The sequence below is a fragment of the Saccharothrix sp. HUAS TT1 genome (genome assembly GCF_040744945.1).
Taxonomy (GTDB): Bacteria; Actinomycetota; Actinomycetes; order Mycobacteriales; family Pseudonocardiaceae; genus Actinosynnema.
Genome location: NZ_CP160453.1, coordinates 7791081 through 7805814, shown reverse-complemented (window position 1 = coordinate 7805814; position 14734 = coordinate 7791081). Strand labels below are relative to the sequence as shown.

The window sequence follows — 14734 nt, the reverse complement described above, 5'->3', positions numbered from 1 at the left end:
GGTGGCGACGGGTGAGGCGGTGCGCGACTACCTTGGGCTGGTGCTGGCGAAACTCACACCGATCCGGTTGGACCTGCTGCTCGCGGCGGTGCTGACCTGGTTGGCCGTGGCCACCGCGGTGGAGTACACCGGTGGCGAGCTGACCCGGGTGGCGTACGTGCTGGCCGCGCTGACGGTCGCGCCGATCGCCCTGCGCCAGCTCGCGCCGGTCGCCACGATGGCCGTGATGCTGGCCGCGCTGGCGGTGTACAGCGCGTTCGAGTACGGCGGCCTGCCCAGCGCCGGCGTCGGCGCGCTGGTCGGCATGTTCAGCGTGGCCACCCTGCGGTCCCGCCCCGTGGCCGCGGTCGTGTTCGTGGTGACGCTGGCGGTGGTGGCCGGCGCCCTCGTCCGGGTCGGGGACGCGGTCGCGTGGTCGGAGGTCGTGCAGTCGGTGCTGATCCTGTCGGGCGCCTGGATGCTGGGCGAGGGCACCAGGCGCTGGGCGCACCGCGTCGAGCAGGTGGCCGAGGAGGCGGCGCGGGCGGTCGCCGACGAACGGGTGCGCATCGCGCGGGAGCTGCACGACATCGTCGCGCACCACATGTCGGTGATCTCCCTCCAGGCCGGGGTGGCGCAGTACGTGCTGGACACCGACCTGAAGACGGCCCGCGCGGCGATCACCACCGTCGGCGACACCAGCCGCGAGGCGTTGACCGAGATGCGCAGGCTGCTCGACGTGCTGCGGGTCGACCACGACGACGACTTCCGACCGCAGCCCGGCCTGGCGGCGCTGGACGACCTGGTGGAACGCGCCCGCGGCGCGGGCCTGCCGGTGGACGTCGTGATCACCGGCGAGGCGCGGGAGCTCCAGCCGGGACCGGACCTGTGCGCGTACCGGGTGGCGCAGGAGTCGCTGACCAACGTGCTCAAGCACGCCGGACCGGCCAGGGCGCGGATCGACGTCGACTACGGGGAGCAGACCCTGGTGCTGAAGGTGACCGACAACGGCCGCGCGGCGCCCCAAGAGGGCGCCGACCACCCGTCGCACGGCATCCGCGGCATGCGTGAGCGCGCCGAGCTGTACGGGGGCGTGCTCACCGCGGGCCGGACGGCGGACGGCGGGTTCGGCGTGGTGCTGCGGCTGCCGATGGCCGAGGTGGCGGCCCGGTGACCATCCGCGTGCTCGTCGCCGACGACCAGGCGCTGATCCGCGCGGGCCTGGTCGCCCTGTTCACCGCCGCGCCCGGGTTCGACGTCGTCGGTGAGGCCGCCGATGGCGAGCAGGCCGTCGCCGCGGCGGCCCGGACCTCGCCCGACGTGATCCTGATGGACATCCGGATGCCCGTGCTGGACGGCATCGGCGCGACCCGCCGCATCCTGGCCGAGCACCGCGAGGACCCGCCGCGGGTGATCGTGCTGACCACGTTCGACCTGCCCGAGTACGTCTACACGGCGTTGGGGGAGGGCGCGTCCGGGTTCCTGGTCAAGGACACCCCGCCGGATCGGATCATCTCCGCGGTCCGCACCATCGCCGCGGGCGACATCCTGGTCGCGCCGCACATCACCCACCGGCTGATCGAGACCTACGCCCAGCACCACCGGGCGACCGCCGTCGGCGCGCCGCAGCTGGAGGCCCTGACCGCGCGGGAGACCGAAGTGCTGCGCCTGGTCGGCAACGGGCTGACCAACGGCCAGATCGCGCAGCGGCTCGTGCTCAGCGAGGCGACGGTGAAGACGCACGTCAAGCGGCTGATGGGCAAGCTGGGGCTGTCCAGCCGGGCGCAGGCCGTCGTGGTGGCCTACGAGACCGGCCTCATCGTGCCGACCGGTGGGACCCGGTGACCAGCCGCTCCAGCAGCGGCACCACGGCCGCGGGTTCGGGCAGTTCCAGCATCTCCTGCCGCACCCGTTCGGCGGCCTGCCGGTAACCGGGCTCCGCCAGCACCTCGGCGACCGCGTCCCGCACGTCCCGCGGGGTGGCGGTGACCGGGTGCAGCGCCTTGCCCACGCCCAGGCGCGCGCACTGCTCGGCGTTGTGCGGCTGGTCGGCGCCCATGGGCAGCAGCACCGCGGGCAGGCCGTGCCCCAGCGCGCCCATGACGCTGCCCGAACCGCCGTGCGAGACGACCAGGTCGCAGCGGGGGAGGACGTCGGCCTGCGGCAGGAAGCGGGCGATGCGCACACCGGGCCGCTGCGGGCCGAACTCGGCCGGGTCGACGTGCTCGCCGACCGTGGCGACCACGTCGACCGGCAGGTCGCGCAGCCCGGCCAGGACCCGGGAGAACAGGTCGCCGGACTCCGTGTTGAAGACCGTGCCCAGGGTGAAGTACACGGTCGGCCTGTCGGACCGGCCGGACGGCCCCACGGGCGGCCGGATGGGCACCGCGGTGTCCGGCAGCGGGAAGGCGGGGTCGCGGAAGCTCGGCGGGAACGGCGAGAGCAGCAGGTGCCGGTGCAGCATCACCAGGTCGGGGTCGGGCGGCAGGCCGCGCTCGGCGCGCAGCTCGGCGACGGCCTCCCCGATCACCTCCGGCCGCACGAACGAGCCGGACGCGATCACCTGCGCGTTGGCGTGCGGCAGGCCCAGTTCCTCGGCGGCCAGCACGCTGCCGAAGTCGACCTCCTCGCAGACCACCACGTCCGGCTGCCACCGCTGGAACAGCTCCAGGTAGTCCGGCAGCGCCCGGGCCGCGCCGTGCCGGACGAAGCCCTCGCGCAGGTCGTGCGCCTCCCGTTCCGGGTCGGGCGCCAGCAGCGGACGGCGTTCCGGGGGCCCGTCGCGCCGCTCGCCGACCCCGATCGCGGTGAACCCGGCCGCCTCGATCGCCGCCCGCCGACCGGGGTTCGCCGCGACCGCCACGGTGTGCCCGGCCGCGGCGACCGCCTCGGCCAGGGGGACCAGCGGCCGGAAGTGCCCCAACCCGCCGGCGAAGGTGAACAGCACGCGCATCGGGCCACTGTACAAATCCGGTCGGGCGCCACCCGCCCGACCGCCGCCGCCCGCTTGACCTAGCATCCGGGCCGTGGACAAAACTCGGGTCGGGTGCTGGTCGGTGATCGCGCTGCTCGTCGCGCAGGTGCTCGCCACCCTGCTGTCGGGCGGACCGACCGAACTGCTGATCGTCGGCGTGGTCCTCAACGCCGCCGCGGCGTTCTCCACGTCCCTCATCCTCCGCCGCCCCGACCGCAACCGGTGGCCGCTGGTCGCCTGGACGGCCGCCTTCTTCGGCTGGCACGTCACCGGCATGCTCAGCCTGGCGGGCGTCGCCACGACCGGCCTGGACGCCCTCTTCACCGTCGGCAGCGACCCGCGGCTCTCGATCCTCTACCAGGTCGTGCTCACCACCGTGGCGGCCTTCGCCGTGCACCTGCTCCTCCCCCGCCCGACCCGCACCAACCCCTGAACGCAGGACTCTCGCGAGAGTCCTGCGTTCAGGAGCGCCGAGTTCTACGGTCGGGTGTGGTTGCCCAGAGTGCTCTGGCGGGCGATCAGCCGGTGGGTGGCGCGGACCTCGATGCCGGGCAGCGGCGTGGGGTGGGCGATGCGGGCCAGCAGCCGGTCCACGGCGGTGGCGGCTATGGTCACCTTGTCCGGCGAGATGGTGCTGATCGTCGGGTTGGAGTAGCGGCCTTCCTCGATGTCGTCGTAGCCGATGAGCGCGACGTCCTCCGGCACCCGCAGCCCGCGCTCCAGCACCTCGTGCAGCGCGCCGAGCGCGACCAGGTCGCTGTAGCAGAACACGGCGTCCGGCGGGTCCGGCCGGTCCAGCAGCAGCCGCATGGCGCCCGAGCCGTCGGCCCGGTTGAACCGCGGCGTGCGGATGATCAGCGACTCGTCCACCGGCACCCCCGCCTCGGCGTGCGCCTGCCGGTAGCCGAGCGTGCGCAGCTGGGCCGCCTCACCGGTCGGGTACGGCTGGTCGCCGATCGCCGCGACGCGACGCCTGCCCAGGCCGATCAGGTGCGCGGTCGCCTCGCGCGACGCCGCCACGTCGTCGATGCCGACGTGGTCGAACGTGCCGTTCGACGCCCGTTCGCCGAGCACGACCAGCGGCAGCGCCGGGTCGCCGTCGTCCAGGTCCGCCTGCGCCAGCCCGAGCGGGCTGAAGATCATGCCGTCGAACAGCAGCGCCCGCGCGCCGCGCCGGATCAGCTCGCGCTCGTGCGCCGGGTCGCCGTCGGTCTGGTCGATCAGCACGTTGTAACCGCGCTCCCGCGCCCTGGGGATGATCGCCTGCAGCAGCTCCGCGAAGTACGGCGTGTCCAGGTACGGCACGACCACGGCGATCTGCCCGGACCGGCCGTTGGCCAGGTTGCGGGCCAGGACGTTGGGCCGGTAGCCGAGTTCCGCGATCGCCCGCTCGACCTTCGCCCGGGTCCGCTCGGTCACCCGCGCGTACCCGTTGACGACGTTCGAGACCGTCCGCGCGGACACGCCCGCCAGCTCGGCTACGTCACGCAGCGTGGCGTCGCGCATCGTTCTCCTCCGTCGGACCGGCGCGGCGGCCCCACCGCTACAGCGCTGCGAAGGAGTGTGCACGGCGACCCCAACCGCGACAACCCGGTCGGACGATGATCCGCAACGGTCTCAAATTTCGGGTGGATTAAGTTCGAGTGAGGTCTTGCAGCGCGGCAAAACGGCGTTCATAGTGCTTTGCAGCGCAGCAAGACCCAGTGCCACGGCGACAGCTACCCCCGAACCCGCCGACCCTGGCGCAGCAGCCCGACCGACCGCGGGACACCGGATCGCGCCCCGCCGGTCGCCGCACGCCCCCGCACGTCTCGCTCACGCACCGTGATGGCGATTCCGCACGCCCGGACACGTCCCGCGACGGAAAGGCACACCCAATGCACGGCAGGACATGGTTGACGAAGTTCGGGAAAGCGCTTGCCGCCGGCGGTCTCCTGGCGGTGGCCGCGTGCGGCGGGGCGGCCGACGACGACGGCGGACCGGTGAAGGTGTCCGTCTGGGCCTGGTACCCCGAGTTCAAGGGCGTGGTCGAGGCGTTCAACGCCTCCCACACCGACGTCCAGGTCGAGTGGACCAACGTCGGCACCGGCCCGGACCAGTACGCCAAGCTCAAGACCGCGTTCACCGCGGGCAAGGGCGCGCCGGACGTGGCGATGGTGGAGTTCCAGCAGATCCCGACGTTCGTCATCCTCGACGCCCTGGTCGACATGGGCGAGCACGGCGCCAACGAGGACAAGGGCCTCTACGCCGAATGGGCGTGGAGCCAGGCGTCCGACGGCGACAAGGTCTACGCGATCCCGGTCGACGGCGGTCCCATGGCCCTGATGTACCGCAAAGACCTCTTCGACCAGCACGGCATCCCGGTGCCGACCACGTGGGCGGAGTACGCCGACGCGGCGGCGCGGATCAAGGCGGTCGACCCGGCCGCGCACATCGCGAGCTTCGGCAGCGACGGCGGCTGGATCAACGGCCTGATGTGGCAGGCGGGCTGCCGGCCGTACGGCTACTCGCACGCCGAGGCCAAGACCGAGGTGAAGATCAACCTGACCGCGCCGGAGTGCAAGAAGGTCTTCGACCTCTACGGCGACCTGGTCGACAGGGGCCTGATGGCCAAGGACCCGTTCTTCACCGCCGACGCCACCGCCGCGCTGGACTCGGGCAAGTACTGGACGTGGGCCGCCGCCGGCTGGACGCCCGGTTACGTCGCCGGCTCGCTGAAGAACACGGCGGGCAAGTGGGCGGTCGCGCCGATGCCGCAGTGGACCGCGGGCGCCGACGAGCAGGGCGACTGGGGCGGCTCGACGTTCACCGTGACCAAGCAGGCCAAGAACCCGGCGGCCGCCACCAAGGTCGCCCGCGAGCTGTTCGGCAGTTCGGAGCAGGCGTGGGACATCGGCCTGAACAAGGCCTTCCTGTACCCGCTGGTGAAGGAGGTCGCGGCCGATCCGGCGTTCACCGGCAAGGCGTACGAGTTCTTCAACGGCCAGAAGGTGAACGAGATCTTCGTGCCGGTGTCGGAGAAGCTGGGCGAGTTCCAGTACACGCCGTTCCAGGACTTCGTCTTCGGCGAGCTGAACGACCGCAGCGCCGAGGCGATGTCGGGCAGCAGGCCGTGGAGCACGGTGCTGGAGCAGACGCAGGAGAACGTCGTCGCGTACGCCGAGCAGCAGGGCTTCAAGGTCGGCACGTGACGACGCGGATCGAGAGGTCTCCAGCGGGGCGGCGCGGTGGCCGCCGGGTCACCGCGCACCCGGTGGCGGGCGCGCTGTTCGTCCTGCCGTTCTTCCTCGTCGTGGTCGCGTTCCTGGTGGTGCCGCTGGGTTACGCGTTCTGGCTGAGCCTGTCCAGCAAGAGCCTGGCCCTCGGCACCCGGTTCAGCGGGCTGGACAACTACGCGCGGGCGTTCACCGACCCGCTGCTGCTCGACGGCCTGCTGCGGGTCGTCCTCTTCGGGCTCGTGCAGATCCCGGTGATGCTGGGCATCGCGCTGGCGGGCGCGCTCGCGCTGGACGCCGTCACGACGAAGTTCGCCCTGGCGTTCCGGCTGATCGCGTTCATGCCGTACGCGGTGCCGGCCGTGGTCGGCGCGTTGATGTGGGGCTTCCTCTACAGCCGCACGTTCGGCCCGTTCGCCGACCTGCCGACGCTGGTGGGCGGCGAGCCGATCGACTTCTTCGGCGCCTCGCTGCTGCTGGTGTCGCTGGGCAACGTCGTCACGTGGGCGTGGACCGGCTACAACATGATCATCCTGTACTCGGCGCTGCAGGGCGTGCCGCGCGACCTGCACGAGGCCGCGGTGATCGACGGCGCCACGCCGGTGCAGATCGCGCTGCGGGTCAAGGTGCCCGCGATCAAGCAGGCCATCTCGCTGGCCGCGACCTTCACCGTCATCGGCACCATGCAGTTCTTCACCGAGCCGCAGGTCATGGCCCGGTTCGCGCCGCAGGTCTCGGCCGGGTACACGCCGAACCTCTACGCCTACAACCAGGCGTTCGCCTACTCGGACTTCCACTACTCCGCCGCGATCTCCTTCGCGCTCGGCTTCGTGGTGTTCGTGGCGGCTTACGCGTTCGTGTTCGTCAACCGCAGGAGGGGCAGGGGCAGATGGAGGTGAAGACCCGGCTGCCGCACCTGCTGATGGGTGTGGGCGTCCTGTACTTCCTGGTGCCGCTGCTGTGGGTGGTGATCGCGGCCACCAAGAGCCAGCCCGACCTGCTCGACAGCCCGGCGCTGTGGTTCGCCGAGTTCAACCTGGTGGAGAACGTCCGGCTGCTGTTCCAGGAGGACGACGGCGTCTACGGCCGGTGGTTGCTCAACACGGCGCTGTACTCCGGCCTGAGCGCCCTGGGCGCGACCGCGCTGGCCGCCGCCGCCGGGTACGGCCTCGCGCGGTTCCAGTTCTTCGGCAAGCGGTTGTTCGAGACGGCGCTGTTGGGCATGATCATGGTGCCGGCCACCGCGCTGGTGCTGCCGACCTACCTGATCCTGTCCGAGGTGGAGCTGGTCGACACGATGTGGGCGGTCATCCTCCCCTCGCTGCTCAGCCCGTTCGGCGCGTACCTGGTGCGCGTGTACGTGGCCGAGAGCGTGCCGGTGGAGCTGATCGACGCCGCCCGCGTCGACCGCGCGGGCGAGCTGCGGATCTTCTGGCAGATCGCGGTCCCGCTGATGCGGCCGGCGATCGTCACCGTCTTCCTGTTCACGCTGGTCGCGACGTGGAACAACTACTTCCTGCCGCTGGTGATGCTCAGCGACGCCGAGCTGTACCCGCTGACCGTGGGGTTGACCACCTGGTTCAACACCGCGCAGCAGGAGGCAGGGACCCGGATGCTGTTCAACCTCGTCGTGACCGGCTCGCTGCTGGCCATCGTCCCCCTGATCGTCGCCTTCGTGCTGCTGCAGCGGTTCTGGCGCAGCGGCGCGGCGGCAGGCGCCCTGAAATAGGAGAACAGTGCTCAACGCCTCCCTGGTCCTCAGTCCCGACTACGTCATCGCGCCGGTGCGCCGCCGCCTCTTCGGGTCGTTCGTGGAGCACATGGGCCGCTGCGTCTACACCGGCATCTACGAACCCGGCCACCCGACCGCCGACGAGGACGGCTTCCGCGGCGACGTGCTGGAGCTGACCCGCGAGCTCGGGGTCGAGCTGGTCCGCTACCCCGGCGGCAACTTCGTGTCCGGCTACCGCTGGGAGGACGGCGTCGGCCCGGCGGCGCAGCGCCCGGTGCGCCGCGAGCTGGCCTGGCACAGCATCGAGACCAACGAGGTCGGCGTGGACGAGTTCGCCCGCTGGGCGCGCAAGGCCGACGTCGAGGTGATGTACGCGGTGAACCTCGGCACCCGCGGTGTCGCCGAAGCGCTCGACGTGCACGAGTACCTGAACCACGAGGGCGGCACGCACCTGTCCGACCTGCGCCGCGCCAACGGGACCGAGGCGCCGCACGGGGTGAAGCTGTGGTGCCTGGGCAACGAGCTGGACGGGCCGTGGCAGCTCGGCCACAAGACCGCGCACGAGTACGGCCGGTTGGCCGCCGAGACGGCACGCGCGCTGCGGCAGGCGGAGCCGGACCTGGAGCTGGTCGCGTGCGGCAGCTCCAGCTCGGCCATGCCGACGTTCGGCGAGTGGGAGTCCACCGTCCTGGAGCTGACCTACGACGAGGTCGACCACATCTCGCTGCACGCCTACTACGAGGTCGTCGACGGCGACGTGGACAGCTTCCTGGCGTCGGCCGTGGACATGGACCACTTCATCGACAGCGTGGTGGCCACCGCGGACGCGGTCGGCGCGCGGCTCAAGAGCAGCAAGAAGATCACGCTCTCGTTCGACGAGTGGAACGTCTGGTACATGAAGCGGTTCCAGGCGTCGCCGCGCACCGAGTGGGAGGTCGCGCCGCGGGTCATCGAGGACCAGTACGACGTCACCGACGCCGTGGTCGTCGGCAACCTGCTGATCTCGCTGCTGCGGCACAGCGACCGGGTCGCGGTGGCCTGCCAGGCGCAGCTGGTGAACGTCATCGCGCCGATCCGCAGCGAGCCGGGCGGCGCGGCGTGGCGGCAGACGACCTTCCACCCGTTCGCCCTGACGTCCCGGCTGGCGCGCGGGCAGGTGCTGCGGGTCGAGACGTCCTCGCCGACCTACGAGACCGGGAAGTTCGGCGCCGTCCCGGTGGTCGACGCGGTCGCCACGCACGACGCGGAGACCGGCGCGACGGTGGTGTTCGTGGTCAACCGGCACCGGTCGGAGCCGGTCGACCTGCGGGTGGGCCTGGCCGCGTTCGGCGACGTCGAGGTGGCCGAGGCGTGGGTGGTGCACGACCCGGACGGCTCGGCGACCAACACCGAGGCCGATCCGGACCGCGTCGTGCCCAGGCCGCAGGAGGCCGACGTGGTGGACGGCGAGCTGCGCGCCGTCCTGCCACCCGTCTCGTGGACCGCCGTGCGGCTCGCCCGCCGTTCCTGACACCCCGGACCGAGCGGCACGCCCACGAGCCGCTCGGTCGCGGGTTCAGCCGACGTAGGCCGCCAGGTGCTCGCCGGTCAGCGTGGAGCGCTTGGCGACCAGGTCGGCGGGCGTGCCCTCGAAGACGACCGAGCCGCCGTCGTGCCCGGCGCCCGGACCGAGGTCGATGATCCAGTCCGCGTGCGCCATGACCGCCTGGTGGTGCTCGATGACGATGACCGACCGGCCCGAGTCCACCAGCCGGTCCAGCAGGCCGAGCAGCTGCTCGACGTCGGCCAGGTGCAGGCCCGTGGTCGGCTCGTCCAGGACGTAGACCTCGCCCTTGTCGGCCATCTGGGTGGCCAGCTTGAGCCGCTGCCGCTCACCGCCGGACAGCGTGGTCAGCGGCTGCCCCAGCGACAGGTACCCGAGGCCGACGTCGACGAGCCGGTCCAGGACCTTGTGCGCGGCCGGCGTGCGCGCCTCGCCCTCGGCGAAGAACGCCTCGGCCTCGACCACGGACATCGCCAGCACCTCGGCGATGTTCCGACCGCCCAGCGCGTACTCCAGCACCGCCGCCTGGAACCGCTTGCCCCCGCAGTCCTCGCACGTGGTCTCGACGGTCGCCATCACGCCGAGGTCGGTGTAGATGACGCCCGCGCCGTTGCACGTCGGGCAGGCGCCCTCGGAGTTGGAGCTGAACAGCGCGGGCTTCACGCCGTTGGCCTTGGCGAACGCCTTGCGGATCGGCTCCAGCAGCCCGGTGTAGGTCGCCGGGTTGCTGCGCCGCGAGCCGCGGATCGCGCCCTGGTCGATGACCACGACGCCGTCGCGGCCGGCCACCGAGCCGTGGATCAGTGAGCTCTTGCCGGAGCCCGCCACGCCGGTGACGACGCACAGCACGCCAAGCGGCACGTCCACGTCGACGTCGCGCAGGTTGTGGGTGTTGGCGCCGCGCACCTCCAGCGCGCCCGACGGCGCCCGCACCGACGACTTCACCGACGACCTGTAGTCCAGGTGCCGCCCGGTGAGGGTGTCGGCGCGCCGGAGCCCGTCGACCGTGCCCTCGAACACCACCTCGCCGCCGCCCGTGCCCGCCTTGGGCCCGAGGTCCACCACGTGGTCCGCGATGGCGATCACCTCGGGCTTGTGCTCGACCACCAGCACGGTGTTGCCCTTGTCCCGCAGCTGCCGCAGCAGGTCGTTCATCCGCTCGATGTCGTGCGGGTGCAGGCCGATGGTCGGCTCGTCGAAGACGTAGGTGACGTCGGTGAGCGACGAGCCGAGGTGGCGGATCAGCTTGGTGCGCTGCGCCTCGCCGCCGGACAGCGTGCCCGACGGCCGGTCGAGCGAGAGGTAGCCGAGGCCGATGTCCACGAAGGAGTCCAGCGTCCGCCGCAGGTTCGCCAGCAGCGGCGCCACCGACGGCGCGTCCAGGTCGCGCACCCAGTCGGCCAGGTCGCTGATCTGCATCGAGCAGACGTCGGCGATGTTGCGCCCCTCGATCTTGGACGAGAGGGCTTCCTTGGCCAACCGGGTGCCACCGCAGTCGGGACAGGTCGTGAACGTCACCGCCCGCTCCACGAACGCGCGGATGTGCGGCTGGAGCGAGTCGACGTCCTTGGACAGGTAGGACTTCTGGATCGACGGGATCAAGCCCGAGTAGGTCAGGTTGATGCCCTCGACCTTGATCTTCGTCGGTTCCCTGTGCAGCAGGTCGTGCAGTTCCGTCTTCGTGTACTCGCGGATCGGCTTGTCCGGGTCGAAGAAGCCGGAGCTGCGGAAGATGCGCCCGGACCAGCCGTCCGTGCTGTAGCCGGGGATGGTGAGCGCGCCCTCGTTGAGCGACTTGCTGTCGTCGTACAGCGCCTTCAGGTCGACGTCGTTGACCGACCCCATGCCCTCGCACCGCGGGCACATGCCGCCGAGGCGGTTGAACGTCGCCTTCTCGGCCTTGGTCTTGCCACCGCGCTCGACCGTGATCGCGCCGCTGGCCTTCACCGACGGGACGTTGAACGAGTACGCGTTGGGCGGGCCGATCTGCGGCGTGCCGAGCCTGCTGAACAGGATGCGCAGCATCGCGTTGGCGTCGGTGACGGTGCCGACCGTCGAGCGCGGGTTCGCGCCCAGCCGCTCCTGGTCCACGATGATCGCCGTGGTGAGCCCTTCGAGGACGTCGACCTCGGGCCGCGCCAGCGTCGGCATGAAACCCTGCACGAACGCGCTGTAGGTCTCGTTGATCATCCGCTGCGACTCGGCGGCGACCGTGCCGAACACCAGCGAGCTCTTGCCCGAGCCGGAGACGCCGGTGAACACCGTCAGCCTGCGCTTCGGGATCTCGACGCTGATGTCCTTGAGGTTGTTCACCCGCGCGCCCTGCACCCGGATCAGGTCGTGGCTGTCCGCGACGTGGGGCGCGGTGGCCCTGCTCATCGTGTCTCCATCTGTTGTGCTCGGTGCGGCGTGGTCCGTCCGGACTCAGCGCAGTTCTTGGACCCGGACCAGGTTGCCGGCGGGATCGCGGAAGGCGCAGTCGCGCACGCCGTAGGGCTGCTCGGTCGGTTCCTGGACGACGTCCGCGCCGCTCGCCGCTAGCTTCGCGAACGTGCCGTCGAGGTCCTTGGTGGCGAGGTTGATGGCGGCGTAGGTGCCCTTGGCCATCATCTCGACGACGGTGCGGCGCTCCTCCTCGGTGATGCCGGGGTCGACGGCGGGCGGGTGCAGCACGACGGACGTGCCGGGCTGGCCGACCGGGCCGACGGTGATCCAGCGCAGGCCCTCGTAGCCGACGTCGTTGCGCACCTCGAAGCCGAGGGCGTCGCGGTAGAAGCCGAGGGCGGCCTCCGGGTCGTCCTGGGGGAGGAAGGTCTGGTGAATGGTGATGTCCATGGCGATCACGCTAGGTGCGCCCCGCCGCCGGGCGCTTCTTGATTCCTGACCGGTCTGGTGACCTGCTTGGCCACGCACGCGGGCATGCCCGCCGCGGCGGTCGACCCCTGCCGCCGGTAGGCGCTGGGCGGCATGCCGACCAGTTCGGTGAAGCGGGTGCTGAAGGTGCCGAGCGACGAGCAGCCGACCTCGAAGCAGACCTCGGTGACGCTGAGGTCGCCGCGCCGCAGCAGCGCCATGGCGCGCTCGATCCGCCGGGTCATCAGGTACGAGTACGGTGACTCGCCGTAAGCGCGCCGGAACTGCCGGCTGAGGTGCCCGGCCGACATGCTCACGCCGCGGGCCAACGCCTCGACGTCCAGCGGCTGCGCGTACTCCCGGTCGATCCGGTCGCGGACGCGGCGCAACCGCGCCAGGTCGGTGAGGCGTTCGGCGGGCGTGCTGGTCACCTTGGCGATCGTGCCACACGGACGGCCGGTCACGGCAGCGAAGCGGGCAGGTCGAAGGCCGGGAAGTGCTCCGCGCCGACGAACGACGTGACCTCGCGGATCAGGTGCCCGCGCAGGGTCAGCACGTTGATCGACCACGCCAGGTGCGCGCCCGCGCCCTCGTCCCACAGGTAGCAGGCGACGGCGGGCTGGCCGTTGGCGCCGGTGGGCAGGTGCCGCCACGGCGGGCAGGCGGAGGTGGGCACCCGCGCGACGAAGTCGGTGACCGCCTCGATGCCGCGGTACCAGTGCGGCAGCGGCGGCATGGACCAGGTGACGTCCTCGGTGAGCAGCGCGACCAGGGCGTCGGCGTCGCCGCGTTCCAGCGCGGTGGCGAAGTCGGTCACGACCTGCTTCAGGCGCGCGTCGTCCAGCGCGCGCAACGCCCGCTGCTGCGTGCTCGGCGGCACCCTGTCCGCGACGACCCGGCGCGCCCGCGCCAGCGCGGAGTTCACCGACGTGGTCGTGGTGCCCATCATCCCGGCGATCTCGGCGACCGGGAAGCCCAGCACCTCGAACAGCAGCAGCGCCGCCCGCTGGTTGCCCGGCAGGTGCTGCAGCGCGGCGACGAAGGCCAGCTCCACCGCCTCGCGCTGCGCGTACCGCCCGGCGGGCCCGCTGTCGACCAGGCCCGCGTCCGGGTACGGCCCGAGCCACGCCACGTCGGTCAGCGGCGCGTCGTCGAGCACGGCGCGGTCGCTGGACGGTCCCAGGTCGACCGGCAGCGCCCGCCGGCCGCGGCTGCGCACGGCGTCCAGGCACGTGTGGGTGGCCACTGTGTACAGCCAGGACCGCAGTGAACTGCGGCCCTCGAAGCGGTCCAGCCCGCGCCACGCGCGCAGCAGCGCGTCCTGGAGGGCGTCGTCGGCGTCGTGGGTGGAGCCGAGCACGCGGTAGCAGTGGGCGTGCAGCTCGCGGCGCAGCGGTGCGACGAGGCGGGTGAACGCGGCGGCGTCGCCCCCGCGCGCCCGGTCCAGGTCGGGGTCCTCCACCGCCGCCGGAAGTTGTTCGTCCACGAGCGACGATTCTGCCCCACGGCGGGAGTCACCACCGGCGATCGAGCAGTCCAGCGGAGTTCCAGGAGGTTCCACCATGACCCGCACCGCCGACACCCTGCGCGTGCCGGACGCGCTGCTGCACTACGAGGTGCGCGGCCGGGGTCCGCTCGTCGCGCTGGTGGCCGCGCCGATGGACGCCAGGGCGTTCGAGCCGCTGGCCGACCTGCTCGCGGTCGACCACACCGTGCTGACCACCGACCCGCGCGGCATCTTCCGCAGCCGGGTGGACGACCCGGACCGGGACGCGACGGTCGAGCTGCGCGCCGACGACCTGGTCCGGCTCATCACTCACCTGGACGCGGGCCCGGCGACGGTCCTGGGCTCCAGCGGCGGCGCGGTCACCGTGCTGGCGCTCGTGCAGGCGCGCCCGGACCTGGTGCGCACGGCGATCCCGCACGAGCCGCCGCTGGACCGGCTGGTGGCGGACGGCGAGGACCTGCTCCGGCGCACCGACGAGATGATCGCGACCTACCGGTCCGGCGACCCGGTCGGCGCGTGGCGGCAGTTCATGGCCATCGCGAACATCCGGATGCCCGACGAGGTGGTCGAGCACGTGTTCGGCGGGGAGCGCGACCCGCAGGACCTCGCCGACGAGCGCTTCCAGTACGAGCACATGCTGCGGCCGACCGTGCGCTGGGTGCCGGACTTCGAGGCGCTGCGGTCGGCGTCGACCCGGATCGTGGTCGGCATCGGCGAGGACTCGGGCGGCGAGCTGTGCGAGCGCACGTCGGAGGCGTTGGCCGCGGGGCTGGGCGTCGAGCCGACCAGGTTCCCCGGCGGGCACCTCGGGTTCGCCGACGACCCGACCCGCTTCGCCGCCCGGCTGCGGGAGGTGCTGGGCTGACCGTGCCGGCGCTTGGTCCCGGCGCTCGGGGCCAAGCGCCGGCCGCGGACCCGCACGACATCACCG

14 protein-coding genes are annotated in these 14734 nt (G+C 72.0%); 8 read left to right on the top strand and 6 right to left on the bottom strand.

All coding sequences use genetic code 11. The features are described from left to right. Nucleotides 1-40 precede the first annotated feature (40 nt). The gene (locus tag AB0F89_RS34190; RefSeq protein ID WP_367130102.1) at nt 41-1153 is read left to right on the top strand and encodes a sensor histidine kinase; all 1113 of its coding nucleotides are present in this window, start codon (nt 41-43) and stop codon (nt 1151-1153) included. Next, nucleotides 1150-1824: a response regulator gene (locus tag AB0F89_RS34185; RefSeq protein WP_367130100.1), complete on the top strand. Its 675-nt coding sequence runs from the start codon at nt 1150-1152 to the stop codon at nt 1822-1824. The genes AB0F89_RS34190 and AB0F89_RS34185 overlap by 4 nt, the downstream gene beginning before the upstream one ends. Here AB0F89_RS34185 and AB0F89_RS34180 read toward each other — a convergent pair. Further along, nucleotides 1796-2932, bottom strand: coding sequence for a glycosyltransferase (locus AB0F89_RS34180; protein WP_367130098.1), 1137 nt, complete (start codon nt 2930-2932; stop codon nt 1796-1798). The genes AB0F89_RS34185 and AB0F89_RS34180 overlap by 29 nt on opposite strands. 73 nt (nt 2933-3005) lie before the next feature. Here AB0F89_RS34180 and AB0F89_RS34175 point away from each other — a divergent pair, with 73 nt between their 5' ends. Then, a complete protein-coding gene (locus AB0F89_RS34175) occupies nt 3006-3386 on the top strand; it encodes a hypothetical protein (protein WP_367130096.1) in 381 nt (126 codons plus the stop codon). Nucleotides 3387-3430: 44 nt separating this feature from the next. On the opposite strand, the gene AB0F89_RS34170 is transcribed toward AB0F89_RS34175, so the two are convergent. Continuing rightward, nucleotides 3431-4459, bottom strand: coding sequence for a LacI family DNA-binding transcriptional regulator (locus tag AB0F89_RS34170; protein WP_367130095.1), 1029 nt, complete (start codon nt 4457-4459; stop codon nt 3431-3433). 389 nt (nt 4460-4848) lie between these two features. Here AB0F89_RS34170 and AB0F89_RS34165 point away from each other — a divergent pair, with 389 nt between their 5' ends. The 4 genes from AB0F89_RS34165 to AB0F89_RS34150 all read left to right on the top strand — a co-directional run bounded on the left by AB0F89_RS34165 (nt 4849) and on the right by AB0F89_RS34150 (nt 9410). Continuing rightward, a complete protein-coding gene (locus tag AB0F89_RS34165) occupies nt 4849-6144 on the top strand; it encodes an ABC transporter substrate-binding protein (protein ID WP_367130093.1) in 1296 nt (431 codons plus the stop codon). Next, nucleotides 6141-7067, top strand: coding sequence for a carbohydrate ABC transporter permease (locus AB0F89_RS34160; protein WP_367130091.1), 927 nt, complete (start codon nt 6141-6143; stop codon nt 7065-7067). The genes AB0F89_RS34165 and AB0F89_RS34160 overlap by 4 nt, the downstream gene beginning before the upstream one ends. Then, on the top strand, nt 7058-7897 hold the full coding sequence (locus AB0F89_RS34155) for a carbohydrate ABC transporter permease (protein ID WP_367130089.1): 840 nt from the start codon (nt 7058-7060) through the stop codon (nt 7895-7897). The genes AB0F89_RS34160 and AB0F89_RS34155 overlap by 10 nt, the downstream gene beginning before the upstream one ends. 91 nt (nt 7898-7988) lie before the next feature. Next, complete coding sequence (locus tag AB0F89_RS34150; protein WP_367139125.1) at nt 7989-9410, top strand: alpha-N-arabinofuranosidase; 1422 nt, start codon at nt 7989-7991, stop codon at nt 9408-9410. A gap of 45 nt (nt 9411-9455) precedes the next feature. Here AB0F89_RS34150 and AB0F89_RS34145 read toward each other — a convergent pair whose 3' ends face one another. From AB0F89_RS34145 to AB0F89_RS34130, 4 genes are read right to left on the bottom strand one after another with little or no spacing between them, the layout of a single operon-like run. Then, on the bottom strand, nt 9456-11822 hold the full coding sequence (locus tag AB0F89_RS34145; RefSeq protein WP_367130087.1) for an ATP-binding cassette domain-containing protein: 2367 nt from the start codon (nt 11820-11822) through the stop codon (nt 9456-9458). A 45-nt stretch (nt 11823-11867) separates the two neighbouring features. Next, complete coding sequence (locus AB0F89_RS34140; protein WP_367130085.1) at nt 11868-12278, bottom strand: VOC family protein; 411 nt, start codon at nt 12276-12278, stop codon at nt 11868-11870. A gap of 5 nt (nt 12279-12283) precedes the next feature. Further along, nucleotides 12284-12727, bottom strand: a complete 444-nt coding sequence (locus AB0F89_RS34135) for a helix-turn-helix transcriptional regulator (protein ID WP_367130083.1) — start codon at nt 12725-12727, stop codon at nt 12284-12286. Between the two features lie 29 nt (nt 12728-12756). Further along, nucleotides 12757-13782 carry a sigma-70 family RNA polymerase sigma factor gene (locus tag AB0F89_RS34130; protein WP_367130081.1) on the bottom strand — a complete coding sequence of 342 codons (1026 nt, stop codon included), beginning with the start codon at nt 13780-13782 and terminating at the stop codon, nt 12757-12759. Nucleotides 13783-13858: 76 nt separating this feature from the next. On the opposite strand from AB0F89_RS34130, the gene AB0F89_RS34125 reads away from it, so the two are divergent. Then, nucleotides 13859-14668, top strand: coding sequence for an alpha/beta fold hydrolase (locus AB0F89_RS34125; protein WP_367130079.1), 810 nt, complete (start codon nt 13859-13861; stop codon nt 14666-14668). The last annotated feature ends 66 nt before the right edge of the window (nt 14669-14734 follow it).

What these genes read in the sequence shown, in the direction of transcription:
- AB0F89_RS34145 (WP_367130087.1), bottom strand. Translation starts at nt 11,822, where the DNA reads ATGAGCAGGGCCACCGCGCCCCACGTCGCGGACAGCCACGACCTGATC.
- AB0F89_RS34155 (WP_367130089.1), top strand. Translation starts at nt 7,058, where the DNA reads ATGGAGGTGAAGACCCGGCTGCCGCACCTGCTGATGGGTGTGGGCGTC.
- AB0F89_RS34150 (WP_367139125.1), top strand. Translation starts at nt 7,989, where the DNA reads ATGGGCCGCTGCGTCTACACCGGCATCTACGAACCCGGCCACCCGACC.
- AB0F89_RS34125 (WP_367130079.1), top strand. Translation starts at nt 13,859, where the DNA reads ATGACCCGCACCGCCGACACCCTGCGCGTGCCGGACGCGCTGCTGCAC.
- AB0F89_RS34140 (WP_367130085.1), bottom strand. Translation starts at nt 12,278, where the DNA reads ATGGACATCACCATTCACCAGACCTTCCTCCCCCAGGACGACCCGGAG.
- AB0F89_RS34170 (WP_367130095.1), bottom strand. Translation starts at nt 4,459, where the DNA reads ATGCGCGACGCCACGCTGCGTGACGTAGCCGAGCTGGCGGGCGTGTCC.
- AB0F89_RS34180 (WP_367130098.1), bottom strand. Translation starts at nt 2,932, where the DNA reads ATGCGCGTGCTGTTCACCTTCGCCGGCGGGTTGGGGCACTTCCGGCCG.